Source organism: Reinekea forsetii (assembly GCF_002795845.1).
GTDB lineage: Bacteria > Pseudomonadota > Gammaproteobacteria > Pseudomonadales > Natronospirillaceae > Reinekea > Reinekea forsetii.
In genome coordinates, this window is the sequence record NZ_CP011797.1 from 3,512,519 (window position 1) to 3,532,426 (window position 19,908).

A 19,908-nucleotide genomic window follows, 5' to 3' on the forward strand; every position below is an offset into this window, starting at 1 on the left:
CGGTCTAGGTCCGTTGAATTAAATGGCTTCGTTACCGGTCTCACCGGTACGAATGCGAATAGCTTGCTCTAGGGGCAGGACAAATATTTTGCCGTCGCCGATCTTGCCGGTATTGGCGGCCTTGCTGATGGCTTCAATAGCCTGCTCAACCAGGTCGTCACCGATGGCAACGTCGACCTTTACCTTGGGCAAGAAGTCGACTACATATTCAGCACCCCGATACAATTCGGTATGGCCTTTCTGACGACCAAAGCCCTTGACTTCGGTCACGGTAATACCCTGGACACCTATTTCTGATAGCGCTTCACGGACATCGTCCAGTTTGAAGGGCTTGATAATGGCGGACACTAATTTCATGGCTTTCGCTCCACGTAGTTCGATCCAATGCGTCGTTAAGCTGTCTCTGCTATAGTTTTGTGTTCTATAACAGAGACGGCCTGGTCGAGCATTTCGTTTTGGCAGTCCCAAGGTTTAAATTGTGGCCTCGGTGCTCGCCGCTATGGGCACCTAGCAAGCAAACCCCAGCAGGGTTTGTGATGCTGTGTGCAGTTATATCCTTTACAATGCGAAGGTTGTGCCAACATTTAAAATACATAAAAATCAACAACTTAGGTTAGTTTGTGAAATTAACAGCTTTTCATCGCGCACCAAAATAGCTCACCGCACCTGATTGGTGCGATGATAAGAACTAGAATGGCCCACTTTTGGACCACGCCCTTTTTTGATAACTAAACGAGGTTTAAACCGTGAAAACTCCCGACGCCGTGCTCGATTTAATCAGTGACCAGATCAATGACCTCTTTGCGCACGGCAAGCAAACCAGCCAAGAAATCCGCCACAATGTGCGCAGCTTGGTACACAGCCAGCTGGCGAAATTGGATGTCGTCAGTCGCGAAGAATTTGATACTCAACAATTGATTCTCGAAAAGACCCGGCGCAAGATCGATGATCTCGAAAAGCAGCTCGCACAACTGGAGTCGGCCTTGGATACCATCACCCAAAAAGCGGATTGAGCGCTATGAACAGCCACCACAAATTATCGGCGAAGTCGTGACCATCGCCACAGGCATAGGCAGCGACGCCGGCCATTACTGCAGGCTATGATATCCAATAACCATTAAACCATTCAGCTCGAGTTCACCTTAGGTGGCTAGAGTTTTAGACTCATTTATACACAGGACGTTTTGGCATGGCACATCCGACAATTAAATGGCTTGCGCTGATAGTATGGCTGGCCAGCAGCGCGCTCACCACGAGCGCATCGGCTAAGGACACGCTGATCGATTTGGACAACGCCCGAGTGGGCGGCTATGGCGGACCGATGTTTAAATCCGGCCAAATTCAAAATGAACAGACCTTTGAGATAGGCGCATCCGGCGGCGCCACCTTCACCACCGGCAGGCATTCCATTGCGCTCGGCGGGGGCATCTATAGCCTGGCAAACGAATTGGATTGGGACATCGATGAACGATTGGAGATGAGTTACGGCGGCCTAATACTCGGCTACACCTATAACCCAGAAGCCTTGGCGCATGTCGACACTCAGTTGCTGTTGGGTGCTGGCGGGGTGACGATGGTGAATCTGGACGGTGCCAATTCCGACGGTACCTTTTTGGTCAGCGAGCTGACGACCCAGGTCAGTGTCAATGTCACCGACTTTATGGCCATTGGCCTCGGCGCTTCGTTTCGCCAGACCAGCGATCCAGGCATCATTGGCCTCGGCGCAAACGACCTGTCCAGCCCGGGCTTCTTTATCAGCTTCCAGTTTGGTTCGCTCTAGCATCGGCAGTTTATGATCAAGAGGCCGACGCTCTGAATGATTAGTTCGACACCGTGCCCGCAAATGGGGCGGCGTGGTTGGCCTTAAATCGGCGCTGCGCTGGACTATGGCACAGGGTTGCAAGGCGCGCTTTAGCGCCACTGTGTGGTACCATGCGAAAACTCGTCAATACGGATGCACTATGACCGAGATTGCCCTCTTCCCAATTCCCAATTGCGTCACCTTTCCAGGTACCCGCTATCCGCTGCACGTCTTTGAACCCCGCTATCGCGATATGATTCAGTTCTGCCTGGATAGCCAAACGCCGCTGGCGGTCTGCCATGTCGAGAAGCTCTTGCGCCCGTCAAAACCCGATCAGGATAGGCTGATGGTCCTGCAATCGAACCAGGCAACCTACAAACCGGTGACCATTGTTGCGGCAGGCCCCTGTCAGCTCGATGAAACGCTAGACGACGGTCGACTGATGATCCAGGTGAATATTCAACAACGTTATCGCCTACTGGAAGCCAAACAGAGTCTTCCCTTTATGATCTATGAATGTGAAGAGTATCCCGATTTACCGATGACTGATGAGAACCTCAGCGCCGCTCGTCAACTGCAAGACAAGGTGCTGCACCGCCTGATCGCGCTCACGGCGCATATGCCCGAGCTGTCCGGCGAACTGGCGTCTGCAACGTGGCAGCAAAAATCGGTCGAGGCTTTTAGTTTCGAACTCTTTAGCGTTTTGCAGATGGATGGCGACGCGATGCAGTTTATTCTCGAACAGCGCACGCCACTTGAGCGCCTAAATACCGCCCTGGAAATCCTAAACTCTATTCCGCCCTCGCTGTGAATACTCAATAGTCTGGCCAATGGTGGAAAAAGCCCTCATCTGAGGGCACATTGGGTCAGTTAAACCAGTCGAGTATCTGCTTGAAATTTTCATTATCAGGATAATCACCTTCGGACCAGCCAAGTCGAACAAGGACCAGGTCGGCATCTGGCAAGACCATCACCCGCTGCTCTCGATTTCCTCTCGCTGCGAAGCTATTGGCGGGCAAGTCTGGCCAACGCAATTGGCTATCGCCGCTGTTCAGCCACCATTGGTAACCGTACGCCTGTTCATTGTCGGAGTCGTTGGGTTGTAGCGAGTCGACGACCCATTGCTCGCTGACCAGCCGGATGCCATTAATCTCGCCCCCGTTTAACATCAATTGGCCGACCTTGGCCCAATCGCGTGCGGTCGCATAAAGATAGGAGCTGCCCATTAGTTGACCGGAGGCGTCCATCTCGAAGACGGCGCTGGTCAGACCCAGTGGGCGCAAGAACTCGTCCACCAGATAGTTCAGATCGGCCTGCTCATCGCCGCCGATGCGGTCCTGAATAATCCGGCTCAGCAGATTGGCCGAGCCCGAAGAATAGTTAAAGTGCCGCCCCGGGGCCCGAAGTTGCGGCCGTTTGAGCATATAGTCGGCCGCATCGGGTTCCTGAAACATCATCCGCACTGCCGTATCACCCGGATCGTAATCTTCCTGATAATCCAGTCCATCGGTCATCTGCAACAGATCGCGAATACTGATATCGGCCCGAATATCCTTATGCCAACTTGGAAACAGATCGGTTTCAGCAACATTAACCTTACCGACCATCACCAGATGACCGAGCACCAGCGCATTGACGCTCTTGGTCATCGACCAGCCCAGCAGCGGCGTGTGTTGATCGACACCCGCGCTATAGGACTCGGCCACCACCCGGCCCCGATAGGCCACGAGTAGCGCTCGAGTATCGAGACCGGCGGCATTATCGCTCGCCAACAGCTTATCGAGTCGCGCCTGAATCCCCGGGTCTAAGCTGACCACGGCGTTGCCTTTCGGCCAAGCGGCCTGCGCCGCCCGCATCACTGGCCAACGCAGTGCTTGGCGCGTGGTCACGCCGGGGTAATCGATCGCGCAACCAATGCCGGGTTGGTAACTGGCACTGCGCGACTTCACACCGAGCAGCGTCGCCGAGACACGCTGCAGAGCATCATCATATTGGTAATCCAGTAGCGCTAAGATCGGCGCATAGACGCGAATATCGGCGGCACTGGTACGCGCATCATAGCCGCTCACGAACCGTGCCGAGCAGGCCAACTTGGCGCCGATGCCCGTCGCTACGGACGGGGCGTTATAGAGATAGAGGGGAGTGTAACCCATGCCCCAATAGGCTAAGGCATACAGGCTGATCACCGTAAGACAGGATAGAATAAGGATTTTACGCAACAGTTTTAGCATGGCGCGAACCGAGTATAGGTAAGCTGCGCACCTTAGCATGGGACTATAAAAAGCAACAGCAGAGGCCCATGCGGGCGGGACAGCGGTCGAGTAAAACGTGGTGCCATCTAGGTGGATCTAGATGAGCAGACATAAAAAAGCCGAGTCAAGACTCGGCTCATGGCTTTCGCTATGAACTAGTTGCGGTTGAGCGCATTCAGTTCGGTGAAGGCCTGTTCCAAACGGCCCACCAAGCTAACTTGCGCGGCGCGCAACCAGGCTCGAGGATCGTAGTATTTTTTGTTTGGCGCATCAGGACCCGTTGGGTTACCGATCTGGCCTTGCAAGAAGCCTTCATTGCTTTGGTAATATTCACGTACACCGTTCCAAGTCGCCCATTGGGTATCGGTATCGATGTTCATCTTGACCACGCCGTAACCGATTGACTCTTTAATTTCCGCGGGTGACGAACCAGAACCGCCGTGAAAAACGAAGGTCAGGCCATTTTCAGCCAGGCCGAATTTCTCACCACAGTAGGTCTGTGAGGCGGCTAGAATGCCCGGTCGCAGTTTTACATTACCAGGCTTGTAGACACCGTGAACGTTACCAAAGGATGCCGCGATGGTGAAACGATGGGACACCGCGCTGAGCACCTCATAAGCATGGGCGACTTCTTCCGGCTTGGTGTACAGGTCGTCCTGATCAACATCACTGTTGTCGACGCCATCTTCTTCACCGCCGGTGATGCCCAGTTCAATTTCAATGGTCATGCCCATCTTGTCCATACGCGTTAAGTACTGTGCGCAGATGGCCAAGTTTTCTTCGATTGGCTCTTCAGACAGATCCAGCATATGGGATGAGAAGAGGGGCTTGCCCGTTTCGGCAAAATGTTGCTCACCGGCATCGAGCAGGCCGTCGATCCACGGCAGTAATTTCTTCGCCGCGTGATCGGTGTGCAGAATCACTGGCACGCCATAGCTTTCCGCGACCGCGTGGACATATTTCGCGCCGGCGACCGCACCGAGAATGGCGGCCTCTTGCCCGGCCAGCTTCAAGCCCTTACCGGCCATAAAACCAGCGCCGCCATTGGAGAACTGAATGATAACCGGCGATTGTACTTTCGCTGCGGCTTCTAATACGGCGTTGATCGAATCCGTATTCACTACATTCACGGCCGGCAAGGCAAATTTTTCAGCCTTAGCGATGGCGAATATTTTTTGCATATCGTCACCGGCGACAACGCCTGGTTTTACTACATCTAGAATCTTAGTCATGAAGTTTCCTTTCACCTTTAGTCATATTTTGGCGGCCATGCCCGTCAATGGGAAAAGCTGACTGGCCGCGGTAAAAAAATGTTGCCCCGACGCTCAGGCCGAAGTTTAGCATATCAAGACTTGGCGCGTTCTTCCAAGATGGCGACGGCCGGCAAGGTCTTACCCTCGACGAACTCCAAAAAGGCACCACCGCCGGTCGAAATATAGGAAAAACGATCTTCCATACCGAACTTCTGCACCGCCGCGATTACATCGCCGCCACCGAGCACCGAGTAGGCATCGCTTTGCGCGATCGCTTCAGCGATGGCGCGCGTGCCTTCGGCAAAATTATCGAACTCGAACACGCCACACGGGCCATTCCATAAGATGGTCTTGGCGCCCTTGATAATCTCGGCTAGCTTGGCCACCGTTTCAGGGCCCAAATCCATGATTTGCTCGTCATCTGTGACCTGGTCAACCGGCTTGATCGTGGCCAATGCCGTGGGTGAAAATTCCGCTGCGGTGCGCACATCGATCGCGGCGGGAATATCCAAACGGGCCATCAACGCCTGTGCGTTGGGGATCAGATCTTTTTCGTAGAGCGAGGTGCCAACATTAAAGCCACGGGCAGCGACGAAGGTGTTGGAAATGCCGCCGCCGACGATCAACTGGTCGCAAACGGTAGACAGACTTTCCAGAACCGTCAGCTTGGACGACACCTTGGAGCCACCCACGATGGCCACCATCGGTCGGGCCGGGTTATCCATGACCTTGCCGAGGGCTTCCAATTCGGCCGCGAGCAGCGGTCCGGCGCAGGCGATGGGCGCAAACTTGGCCACACCGTGGGTTGAGGCCTGAGCCCGGTGGGCGGTACCGAAGGCGTCCATAACATAGACATCACACAGCGCGGCCATCTGTTTGGCGAGGCTGTCTTCATTCTTGCCTTCGCCCTTGTTGAAGCGAACATTCTCCAGAAGAATCAGGTCCGCATCCGCATCAACACCCTCGACCCAGTCCTTGACCAGCGGAATGTTCCGGCCGAGCAAGTTGCCCATATAGGCCGCAACCGGCGCCAGGGAATACTGCTCGTCATACAATCCTTCGGTCGGTCGGCCCAGGTGCGACATAACCATTACCTTGGCGCCTTGCGCTAAAGCCATCTTGATAGTCGGCAATGACGCCGTGATGCGGTTGTCAGAGGTGACATGGCCGGCATCGTCCAACGGGACATTGAGGTCTTGACGAATCAGTACTCGCTTACCAGCGAGATCCAGATCAGACATTTTGATCACAGACATGACTATTCCTTAGAGTTTGGCTACAAATGAAAAAATTGGGTGCGCTATTGTAACGAGATGGGGCTGTTTTATCACCCAAAATGTAGTTTTATTACAAAATGATTGACGCCAATCAGGTGGGTCACTGAGCATTGGCCGCGACAACGGTCGCTTAACCATCTAAAATCCGCCCGACCTGAACTTTCACCTCGGTCGCATGCGATGTTGAATCCTCACCAGCTGACCCTGGCAGTGCGTACCGAACTCAACCCGACAGCCGCGCGAATGGACACCCTATGAATTCAACTTCGATCTTTATCGGTATTGCTGGGGCATCGGCTTCCGGCAAAAGCCTCCTCGCGCAGACCATTCATCAAGAGTTACAGGCAGAACTGGGCAACGGGGCCATTTCGATTATCAAGGAAGACAGTTACTACAAGGCACGCGATGACCTCACCTTTGAGGAGCGCGAACGGATCAACTACGACCACCCCAACGCCTTTGACCATGATTTGTTGATCGAGCACCTCGATGCCTTGCACAACCAACAGACGGTAGAGATACCCGTCTACGACTACACCGTGCACAACCGCTCCGACCGGTCCAAGACCTTGGCGCCAACTCGGGTGATTATCGTCGAAGGTATCCTGTTGCTCAATGATAAGACCATCCGCAAACGCCTCGATACCAAGGTCTTTATGGATACCGATCTCGACATCTGCTTGCTACGGCGACTCAAGCGCGATATCGAGGAGCGCGGACGCACCGTCGATTCGGTTATCGAGCAATACAAACGCACGGTCAGACCGATGTTTATGGAGTTTGTGCAACCGTCGAAACAGTATGCCGATATCATCGTGCCGCGCGGCGGCAAGAATCGGGTGGTGATTGAAATGCTCAAGGCTCGCATCAAGCAGCTGCTGCAATAGGCTGATGTGCCGGAGCGCCGATTAAACCTCTGTATGTCGACACAACTGACTCCGCTAGATGCCCACTGAGGTGGGGCCGCCCTATCACCCCGGCCGTGATCCTGGCGATCGCAGCCCTGCTGCTCGATGCACAAAGCCTGGTCAGGCAAAGCGACAGGCTGCATTCTTAACCCGCTTTTGAACCGACATCAACGCACCCTAAGAGGTCATAGGACTTGCCTTGGGACAATTTTGTCCTCAAAGTAGCCTCAAGCTCAATAATAATGGGGTGGTAGAGTTGGCACTGTTTTTTCTTGTATTTAAGCCTTAACAGGAGCGCCCGCTCTACTATAAAAACAATTATAAGAGTCTTTGAGTATGGCTAGACGTGATACATCGTGGCTAAAACATATCGGCATTGGCGGCAGGCTGTTCCTCGCCTTCGTGCTTATTTCGTCCATCACATTGCTGGCCAGTGCGCTCACCACCAATACCTACCTGCAACTGCGAGAACGCTTATTGCTGCTGAAACATCAGGATATCCCTTGGTTGGATGCCGCGGCCAAGCTCAACGATAAAAGCCGCTTGATTGTCGCCACCGCCCCACTGTTAATGACCAGCGATTCGAATTTCTCACGTTTGCAAGCGATGCAAGAACTGAGCGTGGCAATTGACGAGATGGATAGCCTGATGCGCAGCTTGCCGGATTACAACAGCTACTTCCGCGAGCTAATCGTACAGATTCACAATGGCTTAACCCTGCTAAATCAAAGTGTCGAACGCAGTGAGCAGATTCGCACGGAGCTTGATCAACAATCCCAATTACTCTATCCACTCTTTCAGCCGTTAATTAGTGCTTTGGAACTAAAATCTGACTATGCCAAGGAGGAATCGATCGCCGGAGTGATCAACAGGCTTTATTATTTTTCGGCTTTGGTTGAAAAGGTGCGTAATGATTCCTCTTACAATGAGCTTGACTATACTTTCTTACGCCTGGAAGAATTTGGTGGTCAAATTGAGAAATTACTGACCAAGATCTCAACAACTTTTATCGCACCGGACATTCTGCAAAATATTCAGAAATTGCTCATCATCGGCTCGCGCCAGGGTAAGCTGTTTTTGTTAAAAAATGAGCAACTGGATCTGTTCTATCAACAGAGCTACTTACTGCAAAATAGCCAGGATCATATCCAACAGCTAGCGGCTCAGATTAACCGCTATACCAATCAGACCAATGACAGCATCAGCCGTTCACTGGTGAGTGCTATCGCTTCCATCGACCTGAGCATCCGCAGTATCTTGCTGCTGTCTTTGGCCAGCTTAGTGATCGCTGGATCTATCTCGTGGTTTTATGTGCGCCGTAACGTCTTACAACGAATTTTAGAACTGCAAAAAAACATGCGTGCCATTGCCTCGGCAAAACTCGACACGAAAATAAATATCCGCGGCGATGATGAAGTCTCGAGTATGGCGCGGGATTTAAAACACTTTCAACATATTGCCATTGAAGTGAAGCACACTAATCTCCAGCTGTCGGCGGAAATAAAGGAACGGATTGCCGCGGAGGCACAGTTGAAAGCGGCTCAAAATGAGCTTGTACAGGCTGGTAAATTGGCCGCCTTGGGTCAATTGAGCGTTGGCATAACGCATGAAATAAACCAACCCCTGACGGCGATTGCCAGCCACCTGCACACTGCCGGACGCCGCTTGGAGAAGCAACAAACCGAGCAAGCGGTTATGAGCCTGGATAAAATCAGGTCGTTACTGGATAAGGTTGCCGGCATCACTCGGCATTTAAAAGCCTTCGCGCGCGAGGCCGGCGCGGAACTCAGCCCGGTTGAGCTAGATGGGGTCATAAGGGATGCCGCAGACCTGATATCGAATCGGTTAAAAGAACAGCGTTGCGAACTTATTTATATCCCCGGTGCAAAGGGCCTGGCCGTCTTTGCCGAACCCATCCGTCTCGAACAGGTCCTGGTTAATCTGATGACCAATGCCATAGATGCTATGGAAAATTGTCGGACCCAGAGCTTAGAAATTCAGGTATCTGACCAAGGTGAGCAGGTTCAAATCGATGTCAAAGACAGCGGTATGGGTATTCCAGAAAACCAACTATCGCAAATTTTTGATCCTTTTTTTACCAAAAAAGAAGTTGGCAAAGGTCTTGGCCTGGGTCTATCCATTAGCTATAACATTATTCAAGATTTTGGCGGTCATATCCGAGTGCAATCGACTGAAGATCTGGGTAGCTGCTTCACACTGATATTACAAAGGGCTGAACGCTAAATGCTGCATGACATTGAGATTATTATTATCGATGACGATCGGGAAATCATCGAGGCACTCACTGAGATGCTCGAGCTGGAAGAGTTCCGCGTCAAAGGGTTTTTATCACCTGAAAAAGCCTTGTTAACCTTGGCAAAAAACAGTCCGGTTGTCATCTTGAGTGACGTCAAAATGCCACGAATGAACGGCCTAACACTGCTGAGTAAACTGCAACAGATAGACAGCGAAATTCCGGTGCTATTAATGAGTGGTCACGGGGATATTCCCATGGCCATCGAGGCGATGAATGAGGGCGCCTATGATTTTCTTGAGAAGCCGTTACAGCCGAAAAAATTATTAGGCCAATTACAGCGCGCCGCCGAAAAACGTCGTCTGGTGATGGAAAATCGAAATCTGAAACAAGACATTCAGCAACACAGCGGGGTTGAAGCTTTTATCATGGGCGAATCCGCAGCCATCAAAAATATTCGTCAGCAAGTGCTGGCACTGGCGCAGGCCAACGTCGACACCATCATCTATGGCGATACCGGCAGTGGTAAGGATGTGGTAGCCCGTGCTCTGCATCAGTTTAGTCAACGACATGAGAAACGCTTTATCGCCATCAACTGCGGTGGGGTCAGTGAGAGCCTGATTGAAAGTGAGCTCTTCGGTCATGAGGCCGGCTCCTTCACGGGAGCCATTAAACGTCACATTGGTAAGATTGAGGCGGCCGACGGTGGCACGCTGTTTCTCGATGAAATTGAGACCATGCCCTTGCCCGTGCAAATCAAGCTGTTACGGGTGCTTCAGGACCGCGTAGTTGAGCGCGTCGGCAGTACCAAACCCATTCCCGTTAAGTTGACGGTGATCGCTGCCAGTAAAGATGACCTGGCCCAGCTCGGTCAAGGTGGTCATTTCCGTAAAGATCTTTTTTACCGTTTAAACGTGGCCAGCATCACCATCCCACCCTTAAAGGATCGCCCGGAGGATGTTTTGCCACTGTTTCATCATTACGCGCGCAAGGCCAGTGTGCAATTCTCTCGGCCACAACCTGCGCTGAGTCAAGCCGAGGTTGCACACCTGCTACAACACGATTGGCCGGGTAATGTGCGGGAACTGAAGAACGCAGCGGACCGATTTGTCCTGGGCATTAGTGAAACCAAGTTGGCCGCGATGGTCACAGAAGAGGGCAGTTCAGGAAGCTATGACCAGCGGATGGAATTATACGAACGTCAGGTGCTCGAAGAAGGCTTAATCGCCGCTCAAGGCCAATTACATGAGGCGGCAGAGTTGCTGAATTTGACCCGAAAAACCCTATATCGGAAGCTCAAAAAACATCAGTTGGACAAACAGCTATTTAAAATTCCTGAGTAAAAGGGACACATCCGTCTTATTGGTCATGTCGGCATGGGTCAGACCTGTCTTTTTTAGACAAAAAGGACCTAAAAATAAACCTAACCCGTTGATAAGTATGGATAAACAATAGATGGCGTCGTTTTTGCTAACTCTCTGATAAGGCCATTTTTGCCTGACTGGACCGAATTTCGAATCATCCCAGATTGGGACGATCACCAAACAAAAATAAGAAATAGGAACTAACTAATGCAAAAGACCCTTCTTACCACCCTGTTACTGTCCACTTCATTACTCTTTAGTGCCAGCGCTGCGCTGGCCGATGACTGCGGCAACCGCGGTGTTTTGGATGAAAAGTTCTGCGACGAGAACAATGATATGGTCGCAGACTCCCCTAAAGATCCGGCCGATTGGCGAGATCCAAACACTCTGGTCTTCACCTATACACCCGTTGAAGATCCAGCGGTCTATAAGGACGCCTTTTTTGAATTCCAACAACACCTCAGTGCCGTAACCGGCAAAAAAGTGGTCTACTATACTGTGCATTCCAATGCTGCTGAAGTTGAAGCGATCCGCTCCGGCCGTCTGCACATCGCCGGATTCTCCACGGGTCCTACCGGTTATGCTGTAAACCTGGGTGGCTATGTGCCCATCGCCGTTAAAGGCACCGTTGATTCGTTCCAGGGCTATAACCTGATCGCCATTACTCGTAAAGACAGCGACATCCGCACCATGGCCGACCTAAAAGGCAAGATGGTCGCTCATACATCCGCCTCCTCCAACTCGGGTAACTTGGCGCCACGTGCTCTGTTTCCTGCATTGGGCCTAACACCTGACGTCGACTACACCGTTAAATATTCAGGCAAGCATGACCAGTCCATTATGGGTGTTTTGGCAGGAGACTATGATGCAGCGCCGGTAGCCTCTGACGTATTTAGCCGTATGGCCAGTGCAGGTCGAATCAACGCAGATGACTTTCGCATTCTCTATACCAGCCCACGCTTCCCAACCTCTGCGTTTGGTTATGCGCACGACTTACACCCGGATCTAGTAGCGAAAATCAATGAAGCCTTCTTCTCATTTAGATTTTCGGCAAAAATGAGCGAGACCTTTGGCGGCGCAGATCGTTTTTACCCAGTCACCTTTAAAGACGACTGGAAAGTGATTCGTGATATTGCCCATGCCACCGGTACCGCCTACACCAAGCAGGGCCTGAAACAGCTGGCTGAAAAAGATGCCGCCAAGGCTGCAAAAAGTGCTGCCGCGGCCGCCGCGAAAGCCAACTAGTGAGACCATGAGCGTCATAGTCTATGACGCTCTCTCGACGCTGACACTCAGCGTCAACTACCCATCCGTATGCACTCGCGCAGCGCCCCTTCATAGGGCGCGGCCGAGCTAAACAATCGTTGCAGGAAATGATTATGACATCTGCTCAAGTCAATATTGAGACCGCGCCCTTTCTGGAAATAAAGGGTTTGGAAAAGGCCTACACACCGGGCAATTTGATCCTAAAAGGCATTGATATCAGCATTGTTGAATCGGGTATCGTGGCCATCATTGGCCCATCCGGCACCGGAAAAAGTACGTTACTGCGTTGTATTAATCGCTTAATTGATCCGACCGCAGGGCAAATAATTTTTGATAACATGGATCTGTGTAAAGCCAGGGGCCAACAACTTCGCAAGCTGCGGCGTCAAGTCGGCATGGTATTCCAAGAATACAATCTGGTTGAGCGCCTCACCGTCATTGAGAATGTGCTCACCGGACGCTTAGGGTATATGTCGTCGTTGGCGGCCTGGCGGCGTAAGTTCAGTCAACAAGACATCAACACCGCATTCGAACTGCTCGATGCCGTGGGCTTGACTGAACACGCCAAAAAACGTGCCGATAGCCTGTCTGGCGGGCAGCGACAGCGCGTTGGTATCGCGCGCGCGGTGATGCAGAACCCACGAATTTTATTAGCAGATGAACCGACCTCCTCGCTCGATCCTAAGACCGCGGTGGAGATCATGGAATTACTGGAACGGTTCGCGCAGCAAAAAAACATTCCCGCCTTAGTAAACATCCACGACGTGTCCCTGGCGAGCCGATTTGCCAAACGCATTATCGGCATGAGTGACGGCAAGATTGTCTACGACGGCAGTCCGGATGGTATTACCGATGATCACCTGAAGCAGATTTATGGAGGTGAGTCATGGCTGGTTTAGAATCTACCGACGCTCAATACCGACAAAATCCGTTCAAACGTAACTGGCTGGTGACCGGCTCATGGTTAGTCTTGGCCGGCTATTTGGTATTTTCTTTTAATGCCATGGGCCTAACGTGGGATCGCTTTATTCATGGTCTGGGCATCGCGGACCAATTGATGGCGCGCATGTTTCCACCCAATTTTAGTCGCTGGGAACTGCTCTTAAGTGGCCTCGCAGAAAGCATGGAAATTGCCATCATTGCCAGCGTAGTGGGTATTCTTTTGTCCTTGTTTTTTGGCCTGTTCGCGGCGCGCAATTTGATGCCCAATTGGGTTACCGTGCCGATGCGCGGCTTTATCGCCCTATGTCGTACTTTTCACCCGGTGATTATCGCCATCCTGTTTGTGAAGAGCGTTGGGTTCGGCGCCTTGGCCGGCATTTTGACGTTAATTGTGGCCTCCATCGGATTTATCGCCAAGTTATTCGCCGAGGCGATTGAAGAGATTTCCTTAAAGCAGGTGGAAGCGATTCGCGCCACTGGCGCCGGCTTTGTCAGCCTTATTTTGTTTTCGGTTATGCCCCAGGTGTTTTCCCGGTTTATTGGTTTTTCGACCTATCAGCTGGATTCCAACCTGCGAAATTCCACCATGGTCGGCATCGTAGGTGCAGGTGGATTGGGCGGAACGCTGTTCTCGGCTTTTCAGCGCTTCGATTACGATTTTGTGGCTGCAATTCTGATGAGTATTATCGCGTTAATCATGTTGGGTGAAGCACTATCCAATGTGGTGCGTCGAATCTTTAATTAATCGAGTGGAGACTGATCAAATGAACACCGTAAATTACCACTGGCAACGCTTCACTCTGACTCAGAAGCTATCGCGCTACGCGGTCTATCTGGTCTTGGTCATGGCTTTGGTGCTGTCCATTCAAACCGTTGAAGTCATTCCGGAATTTTTCTTTGATGCGCCAGAGCAGATGGCCGATCTGTTTACTCGTATGTGGCCAATCGATTTCGCCTACTATCCAATTAGCGTGCACGGCGCGATGATTGAAACGCTCAATATAGCCACCCTTGGCACCCTGTTAACCCTGATCTTCGCTGTGCCGCTCGCCCTTATGAATGCCAACAACGTGGTGGCGTCCGCTTGGAGCCAGTGGATAGCCCGATTCTTTCTGGTCTCGTCTCGATCCGTTAACTCGCTCGTTTGGGCCTTACTGTTCGTGGCGATCTTTGGTCCCGGCATTATTGCCGGCGTCTTGGCGATAGCCTTTCGCTCGGTTGGCTTTGTCGGAAAACTCTTGGGAGAAGCCATCGAAAATATCAATATGGGTCCTGTTGAGGCCATCCAGGCAACTGGTGCACCCTGGCTGTCGGTCTTGATGAAGGGCTACTGGCCGCAAGTCATGCCTGCCTTTTTCAGCATCATCTTGTTTCGCTGGGATATAAATGTGCGCGAATCGGCCGTATTGGGCCTGGTCGGTGCCGGCGGTATTGGTGTGGTCATCAATGACGCGATGAATTTGTTTGAGTGGCAACGCGTATCGATAGCCTTACTGGCCATCTTTGTCGTCGTTATTTTGGCTGAAATAGTGGTGGTCAACATTCGCAAGCGGTTAATCTAATTGCCTATGAAAACCTTCAAAAACCACTACTTGATAATGCGTCATGGTGAAAGCGAGGCCAATGTGGCTGGCTTGATCGTCAGCGATCCGGCCATCGGGTGCACCCGCTTTGGTCTTTCAGCACCGGGGCGGCAGCAGGTTGGTGCCGCCGCGAGCGGATACGCGGGAAAACCCATCAGTGCGATTATCTGTTCCGATTTTTTAAGAACCAGCCAAACCGCCAAGCTATTTGCAGACACCCTGGCGTTGCCAACGCCACAGTCTAACATCGGCCTACGGGAACGCTTCTTTGGCGCCTGGGAAGGCAAGTCCGATAGCAACTACCCTGCCATCTGGGCTCTAGATCGGGAGCCGGCGCTGCAAAGGTCCGCCGGAATTGAAACCGTAGAGCAAGTTCGTCAACGCGGGCTCGGGGTCATCGAAGAACTCGAACAACACTATCAGCATGAGGTGATATTGCTGGTTGCGCACGGCGATCTATTGCAAATATTATTGACCGCTTTCGTTGGCAAGCCTGCGCATCAGCATCGCACCTTAGCGCATCACCATCAGGCGGAAATTAAACCCTTAATTGCTTCTGGCCAGGAGTACCCCGGGCCATTACTCGAGTGTTCGCGTAGCGCAAACTAGTTTGCCGACCCGCCACAGGCACCATAACAGGCCGGTTGACGCGGACACTCGCCGCCGCGCACGCAGATTAGTTGGGCGTCTTCCTGCACGCCACGGCTGATCCAGTTGATGTTCAGAATTTTCGCCACACGAGCGAATTCGTCGCGCAAATTTTTCGGAATTTGGGCGACCCCACCGCTTACCGCGCACAGCGTTTTGAGTGCCTCCGCCATGGCCAAGGCATCTACGCCCTGAGCCTCAAGGGCCGGGTTAAGATCAATGCCGGCGCACAAGACGTGGTCATTCCCGGCCATGTCAGCGACCCGTATCGACTCACAACAGAAGATCCTCGGCTCACCGGCCACCATCAGAACGGATATTTGGGCCGAGGAACCGGTTTGTTGATCGGTCATCTTGCGAAATACCGCCCACTGCTGACAGGGATTTTCAAGACTGCGCATATTGCCCCAGGGCAATGGGATACCATTGCCGCGATACACCGCCTTAAGCTTGCCGGGTGCGTAGGCATCAAAATAATGCCAGTGAGTATAGGGCGAGACCGCGGTCATGCGGCGCATGGCCACCGATGCCGAGACGCCGACGTGCTGGTGCACCGACACTTCATAGCCATGACGTTCCAGCAACTGACGAAACGGGACCCTGGGACAAAGCAACGCGCCAGCAAAGAAGCTCGATTCGAAACTGCGCCAGGCCTGCAAGATATCTTGGGCATCGACCGCGCTCTGCTCGGCCTGCACTTGACCCTGCCGGTCGAACCGGTCGCCATGAGAGCCCCCCACAGACTTGACGCTGTAATAACCGTCTTTACTGTGCAGGACACAGTGGCCGATGTAGACCGCCAGTTCGTATTTCAGGCGAGTCGGATAGGCACGCAAGACTTCGTTTAAGAATAAAACTCCCGGCGGTTCCATATAGGAACTGACGATGTTTTGGGAATAGACTCCCAGGCCATCAACTACACCACTGGCCGGCCGAGTAAACCAGCGAATGCTCAATCCTTGGGCTTCGGCCAAGACCATTAGATCCTCGACTGACAGCGGCATTCGCTTCTGACCCACCGCTTCTGCGGCGCGTTCCAAATCCGGGAAATGGTTCTGATGGTGCTCCTGATAGGCGCGAATCAATAGGTGAGCAAACTGTTGGCCCGACACGCCGGTTTGGCTCAACAATTCGGGCAGGGCAATCTGCAAAATATCATTGGAAAACAGAAAGCTCGGCTCCAAGGCCATCCCCAACAGGCCGCCCTGAGTGCGGCTCTTAACTGGGGTAATGGCCTGCGGCTCGGGCTCATCGTCAAGAAACCAGTCGATATCCTTTTGGAACACCGAGGCGATGGTCTCGAGCATATCGATACTGGGCACCCGTTTACCGCGCTCGATCATCGACAGATAAGACACCGACGGCGCTGCTTCAGGATCCACCCTGACACAGCGTGTCGAGAGGTCATCCATGGTCAGATTGTTCCGCTTGCGTATATTGCGGATCTTGGTGCCGAGAAAGTGGGCTTGGCGGATCAGGCTTTTAGTGGCGCGCATTTTGTAAAATTCACAGTGTGTAATTTTTATTGTGAAATTATAACAAGAAGTACCCTATGCTACCAATCAAGCGATCGACATCGAGCCAAGAGCAGGCTTTGATGACCGGGTCGCTCAATGGACTTCGGTTCAGAACGGAAGCCTTTGGCGGCATTTGGCACCACCCAATAGAGAGAGACCTATGATGACGACCTTAAACACGAGCGCACAGGATCCACGAGTCGATCAATTCCGTCCGGCGGTTGTGTCCGAAAACCCTATTCAGGCCGAGTCGATCGAACAGCAGCTAACCCTGGCCAACGAGTTTTTAGATCGGGTCTGTCCACTCGCCCATGGGTCCCATCGGGACGTGCAAAGCTATGTCGTTTACTACCAACATTTGCTGGCTTTTTTCCACGACGGCCAACAGAGTGGCCTGCGCCAATCGGTTCAGCTGGTCGGCCTCAATGGCCCCAAAGAGGCCCCGAGCTCGATCCTGCTCAAAGCAGATAGTGGACGTCATATCGAGTTGATTTTTGATCCGCAGGGTCAACGTGGGGCGCTGAATCGGGCCCATCTGGATGATATCCAGCTGGAAAGCAGCGGTTCCGTGGCAACTTCAGGAATGACCGGTGCCGAGCGCGCGCGGTGGTCGAGCCTGATCGGTCCCGACGCACGAGTCGCCCAGCCTGACGGGATCGCACGCGACTTCACGGGCACCGATGGTGATGCCTACCGAGTGGCCTGAAGACCTGCCAGTCGGCAGCGCAGCCGAGGCGCCCATGAAATAGGCGCCGAGAAGCATATTGAGCGGCCGTATTGGACCCCTGCCCTGGCCTGTCCTAGACTCAATGGAGTGCGGCGCGCACCGACATCGCGCTCATTTCGCGAACTAGGCCGCAACGTCAGCCAGTGCCGCTTGCTTCGGCCTGCCAATCCAGTAGCGTAACGGTTTTGCCTTTTTGCCCTTGGTCAGGATACTGTGAGCATGGAATACGAGCGTTACCATCTGGTGTTTGAGGGCTTCCTGCGCGAACTCAATCGCACCGAAATCAGCCTAGCGCTAAAGACCGAGCTGCAGCTTTCAGACGCGCAAGTGGCCGATTTGATGGCCGGTCGACGCACCGTATTGCAAAACAATGTGCCCAAAGATAGGGCCCAAACCCTTGGCCGACGGCTGACTAAGCAGGGCCTCAAGGTCTCAGCTCAGGCCTTAGCGATCAATCAAAAAAACAATCCTGCCGATCTGCGCCGGCATCTAATGGACGGCGGTATCGATCAATATTTTGCCAGCCGCTTTAAACACCCAGAAGACGAACTGGATACCCGTATCAGCCTATTAATACTGGCCAGTATTGCCGTGCTGAGCTATTTCGTTCTGCCGCTGGTTGGCCTGCGTCTATTGATGCCCACTCTGGCCTTCTCGGCTTGGGCGGCCCAACCCTTGGCGGTCCTAATACAATTGTTCTTTGCCCTGCTGTTTTTTGCGCCCCTAATTTGGCTTTGGCCACGGTCAAGCCCGGTCGATGGCATTGAACTGGATGCGGACACCGAGGAGTTGCTCGACCACCTGGTGCGCAGCCTGGCCTACCATCTCGCGGCCCCGAGGGTACGGCGCATTGTGCTGGTTAAGGGCCCAGTGCTGACAATCAGGCAGACGCCTCTGGACTGGCTGCAAAACCAGTCGACGCTGGAAATTGGCCTGCCGGTGCTCGAGGCGCTCACTCTACAGCAGTTTGTTGGCTTACTGGCCATGCGCATGAGCCCGTTGGCCAGCGGCTTCTATGCCCGAACCTGGGGCCTGTTTCTGCAATGGTACAACGCCCTGCGCTCGCGCAATAAATCTTGGGCCCTGCTGCTAAGCGGCTGGGTGCTGCCGATGCACCAGCATCACGCCGAACGCAGCGCCCTTATTGTCCGCGATCTGGTTGGCGTGCAGGAAACGGCCCGGCTGCAACGCATCGAAAAACGCTTTACTGAGTTAAACCGTGACTGGCCCGAGTTCACCGAGTTCTGCCGCAACATGCGTATTCGCGGCAGCCAATGGAGCGCCTTGGTGGCCCAGGAGCCCGACGGCGATAAGCAACCGGATGCCGTTCAGGCGTTGTTCCGCATGGCCGCACCGGCGCTCTGGATCCTCTCCACCAGCGATGGCTATCAACGCGCCTTGGAGCGTAAACGGGACCAGACGCCTGCGTTCGAAATGACCGGCCGTGATCTGTGGCAACAATTTCAACGGCTTCGGCCGCTGCAGGAACGCTTTAAGCGGTTGATGATTCGGCCGGAGGCATTGGTGCCGCCCAGCGACGCCCAACGAAAACCAATGGCCTTGAACGCCCTGCACCTCAATCGGCTGGCAAAGGAGGTTCTAGATGCGCAACGGCGACGGGTCGAGCAGGCGTTGGGCCTGCAAACTCCAAGTAAAAAGGCACCGGATATGGCCAGATTGGTGGCCAAATGGCGTGCGGCCAGTGCCGGTGTTTGGCCGGAAGATTGTTTAACCCATAAGGACTTCCCGCTAGCGAAGAGCGTCTTTCTAACCCTACAAACCTTACAGCAAATGAAATTATGGGCTGTCGAGGCGGGCCCACTTGCTGGCGCGCAGCTGGCGCTGCGCAATAAGCAGTTGATGCTGCTCTATCGCAAATGGCTCGAGCAAAGCGCCAAACTGCCCGCCTTACCGCTTTTGATGGGCGATGCCAAGACGCTACAGGCGCAAATTCAGCACAGTGCGGGCCCTACCTTGCTGGCAGAATGGAGCCCCGATGCGGCCATCGAACAACTCGACTTTTGGCTCACCATCATGATCTGTTATTGGACCTGGGTCGCTGGACAGATATTGCAACCGCCGACCCTGGTCGAGAAGATGGCCGACCATTAGCTAT

18 protein-coding genes are annotated in these 19,908 nt (G+C 53.1%); 13 read left to right on the top strand and 5 right to left on the bottom strand.

Features of this window, described 5'->3' with window-relative positions:
- Nucleotides 1-18: 18 nt before the first annotated feature.
- Nucleotides 19-357 (bottom strand): P-II family nitrogen regulator, encoded by a 339-nt coding sequence (gene glnK / locus REIFOR_RS16020; protein WP_100258511.1) that lies wholly within the window; start codon nucleotides 355-357, stop codon nucleotides 19-21.
- A 389-nt stretch (nucleotides 358-746) separates the two neighbouring features.
- Between glnK and REIFOR_RS16025 the strand changes: the two genes are divergently transcribed.
- The 3 genes from REIFOR_RS16025 to REIFOR_RS16035 all read left to right on the top strand — a co-directional run bounded on the left by REIFOR_RS16025 (nucleotide 747) and on the right by REIFOR_RS16035 (nucleotide 2,612).
- Complete coding sequence (locus REIFOR_RS16025) at nucleotides 747-1,013, top strand: accessory factor UbiK family protein (protein ID WP_100258512.1); 267 nt, start codon at nucleotides 747-749, stop codon at nucleotides 1,011-1,013.
- A 176-nt stretch (nucleotides 1,014-1,189) separates the two neighbouring features.
- Nucleotides 1,190-1,780, top strand: a complete 591-nt coding sequence (locus tag REIFOR_RS16030; protein ID WP_100258513.1) for a hypothetical protein — start codon at nucleotides 1,190-1,192, stop codon at nucleotides 1,778-1,780.
- A 181-nt stretch (nucleotides 1,781-1,961) separates the two neighbouring features.
- Nucleotides 1,962-2,612: an LON peptidase substrate-binding domain-containing protein gene (locus REIFOR_RS16035; RefSeq protein WP_100258514.1), complete on the top strand. Its 651-nt coding sequence runs from the start codon at nucleotides 1,962-1,964 to the stop codon at nucleotides 2,610-2,612.
- A 55-nt stretch (nucleotides 2,613-2,667) separates the two neighbouring features.
- On the opposite strand, the gene REIFOR_RS16040 is transcribed toward REIFOR_RS16035, so the two are convergent.
- The 3 genes from REIFOR_RS16040 to REIFOR_RS16050 all read right to left on the bottom strand — a co-directional run bounded on the left by REIFOR_RS16040 (nucleotide 2,668) and on the right by REIFOR_RS16050 (nucleotide 6,562).
- Nucleotides 2,668-4,032: a serine hydrolase domain-containing protein gene (locus tag REIFOR_RS16040; protein WP_158524415.1), complete on the bottom strand. Its 1,365-nt coding sequence runs from the start codon at nucleotides 4,030-4,032 to the stop codon at nucleotides 2,668-2,670.
- A 176-nt stretch (nucleotides 4,033-4,208) separates the two neighbouring features.
- A complete protein-coding gene (fbaA, locus tag REIFOR_RS16045; RefSeq protein ID WP_100258516.1) occupies nucleotides 4,209-5,285 on the bottom strand; it encodes a class II fructose-bisphosphate aldolase in 1,077 nt (358 codons plus the stop codon).
- Between the two features lie 113 nt (nucleotides 5,286-5,398).
- Nucleotides 5,399-6,562: a phosphoglycerate kinase gene (locus tag REIFOR_RS16050; RefSeq protein WP_100258517.1), complete on the bottom strand. Its 1,164-nt coding sequence runs from the start codon at nucleotides 6,560-6,562 to the stop codon at nucleotides 5,399-5,401.
- Between the two features lie 275 nt (nucleotides 6,563-6,837).
- Between REIFOR_RS16050 and udk the strand changes: the two genes are divergently transcribed.
- The 8 genes from udk to REIFOR_RS16090 all read left to right on the top strand — a co-directional run bounded on the left by udk (nucleotide 6,838) and on the right by REIFOR_RS16090 (nucleotide 15,509).
- Complete coding sequence (gene udk / locus REIFOR_RS16055) at nucleotides 6,838-7,470, top strand: uridine kinase (protein WP_100258518.1); 633 nt, start codon at nucleotides 6,838-6,840, stop codon at nucleotides 7,468-7,470.
- Between the two features lie 357 nt (nucleotides 7,471-7,827).
- On the top strand, nucleotides 7,828-9,735 hold the full coding sequence (locus tag REIFOR_RS16060; RefSeq protein ID WP_100258519.1) for a sensor histidine kinase: 1,908 nt from the start codon (nucleotides 7,828-7,830) through the stop codon (nucleotides 9,733-9,735).
- Complete coding sequence (locus REIFOR_RS16065) at nucleotides 9,736-11,088, top strand: sigma-54-dependent transcriptional regulator (protein ID WP_100258520.1); 1,353 nt, start codon at nucleotides 9,736-9,738, stop codon at nucleotides 11,086-11,088.
- A gap of 228 nt (nucleotides 11,089-11,316) precedes the next feature.
- Nucleotides 11,317-12,354, top strand: coding sequence for a phosphate/phosphite/phosphonate ABC transporter substrate-binding protein (gene phnD / locus REIFOR_RS16070; RefSeq protein WP_100258521.1), 1,038 nt, complete (start codon nucleotides 11,317-11,319; stop codon nucleotides 12,352-12,354).
- A gap of 134 nt (nucleotides 12,355-12,488) precedes the next feature.
- Nucleotides 12,489-13,274 carry a phosphonate ABC transporter ATP-binding protein gene (gene phnC / locus REIFOR_RS16075; protein WP_100258818.1) on the top strand — a complete coding sequence of 262 codons (786 nt, stop codon included), beginning with the start codon at nucleotides 12,489-12,491 and terminating at the stop codon, nucleotides 13,272-13,274.
- Nucleotides 13,262-14,062 (top strand): phosphonate ABC transporter, permease protein PhnE, encoded by an 801-nt coding sequence (gene phnE / locus REIFOR_RS16080; protein WP_100258522.1) that lies wholly within the window; start codon nucleotides 13,262-13,264, stop codon nucleotides 14,060-14,062. Before phnC ends, phnE (REIFOR_RS16080) begins: the two co-directional genes overlap by 13 nt.
- Before the next feature lie 19 nt (nucleotides 14,063-14,081).
- Nucleotides 14,082-14,879, top strand: a complete 798-nt coding sequence (phnE, locus tag REIFOR_RS16085) for a phosphonate ABC transporter, permease protein PhnE (protein WP_100258523.1) — start codon at nucleotides 14,082-14,084, stop codon at nucleotides 14,877-14,879.
- A gap of 6 nt (nucleotides 14,880-14,885) precedes the next feature.
- Nucleotides 14,886-15,509, top strand: a complete 624-nt coding sequence (locus REIFOR_RS16090) for a histidine phosphatase family protein (RefSeq protein WP_100258524.1) — start codon at nucleotides 14,886-14,888, stop codon at nucleotides 15,507-15,509.
- Here the strand turns inward: REIFOR_RS16090 and REIFOR_RS16095 are convergent.
- Nucleotides 15,506-17,044: a DUF3612 domain-containing protein gene (locus REIFOR_RS16095; protein ID WP_100258525.1), complete on the bottom strand. Its 1,539-nt coding sequence runs from the start codon at nucleotides 17,042-17,044 to the stop codon at nucleotides 15,506-15,508. The two genes, REIFOR_RS16090 and REIFOR_RS16095, sit on opposite strands and share 4 nt — an antisense overlap.
- A 181-nt stretch (nucleotides 17,045-17,225) precedes the next feature.
- Here REIFOR_RS16095 and REIFOR_RS16100 point away from each other — a divergent pair, with 181 nt between their 5' ends.
- Entirely contained in the window at nucleotides 17,226-17,771 is a 546-nt protein-coding gene (locus tag REIFOR_RS16100) for an aldolase/citrate lyase/malate synthase family protein (protein WP_100258526.1), read from the top strand.
- Between the two features lie 240 nt (nucleotides 17,772-18,011).
- Complete coding sequence (locus REIFOR_RS16105; RefSeq protein ID WP_100258527.1) at nucleotides 18,012-19,904, top strand: hypothetical protein; 1,893 nt, start codon at nucleotides 18,012-18,014, stop codon at nucleotides 19,902-19,904.
- Nucleotides 19,905-19,908 lie beyond the last annotated feature (4 nt).

Excerpts from the sequence above, each read along its gene's own strand:
- phnE (WP_100258523.1), top strand. The coding sequence starts at position 14,082 with ATGAACACCGTAAATTACCACTGGCAACGCTTCACTCTGACTCAGAAG.
- fbaA (WP_100258516.1), bottom strand. The coding sequence starts at position 5,285 with ATGACTAAGATTCTAGATGTAGTAAAACCAGGCGTTGTCGCCGGTGAC.
- REIFOR_RS16090 (WP_100258524.1), top strand. The coding sequence starts at position 14,886 with ATGAAAACCTTCAAAAACCACTACTTGATAATGCGTCATGGTGAAAGC.
- phnD (WP_100258521.1), top strand. The coding sequence starts at position 11,317 with ATGCAAAAGACCCTTCTTACCACCCTGTTACTGTCCACTTCATTACTC.
- REIFOR_RS16105 (WP_100258527.1), top strand. The coding sequence starts at position 18,012 with ATGGAATACGAGCGTTACCATCTGGTGTTTGAGGGCTTCCTGCGCGAA.
- REIFOR_RS16060 (WP_100258519.1), top strand. The coding sequence starts at position 7,828 with ATGGCTAGACGTGATACATCGTGGCTAAAACATATCGGCATTGGCGGC.
- glnK (WP_100258511.1), bottom strand. The coding sequence starts at position 357 with ATGAAATTAGTGTCCGCCATTATCAAGCCCTTCAAACTGGACGATGTC.
- udk (WP_100258518.1), top strand. The coding sequence starts at position 6,838 with ATGAATTCAACTTCGATCTTTATCGGTATTGCTGGGGCATCGGCTTCC.
- REIFOR_RS16040 (WP_158524415.1), bottom strand. The coding sequence starts at position 4,032 with ATGCTAAAACTGTTGCGTAAAATCCTTATTCTATCCTGTCTTACGGTG.
- REIFOR_RS16035 (WP_100258514.1), top strand. The coding sequence starts at position 1,962 with ATGACCGAGATTGCCCTCTTCCCAATTCCCAATTGCGTCACCTTTCCA.
- REIFOR_RS16065 (WP_100258520.1), top strand. The coding sequence starts at position 9,736 with ATGCTGCATGACATTGAGATTATTATTATCGATGACGATCGGGAAATC.
- REIFOR_RS16030 (WP_100258513.1), top strand. The coding sequence starts at position 1,190 with ATGGCACATCCGACAATTAAATGGCTTGCGCTGATAGTATGGCTGGCC.
- REIFOR_RS16050 (WP_100258517.1), bottom strand. The coding sequence starts at position 6,562 with ATGTCTGTGATCAAAATGTCTGATCTGGATCTCGCTGGTAAGCGAGTA.
- phnC (WP_100258818.1), top strand. The coding sequence starts at position 12,489 with ATGACATCTGCTCAAGTCAATATTGAGACCGCGCCCTTTCTGGAAATA.
- REIFOR_RS16095 (WP_100258525.1), bottom strand. The coding sequence starts at position 17,044 with ATGCGCGCCACTAAAAGCCTGATCCGCCAAGCCCACTTTCTCGGCACC.
- phnE (WP_100258522.1), top strand. The coding sequence starts at position 13,262 with ATGGCTGGTTTAGAATCTACCGACGCTCAATACCGACAAAATCCGTTC.
- REIFOR_RS16100 (WP_100258526.1), top strand. The coding sequence starts at position 17,226 with ATGATGACGACCTTAAACACGAGCGCACAGGATCCACGAGTCGATCAA.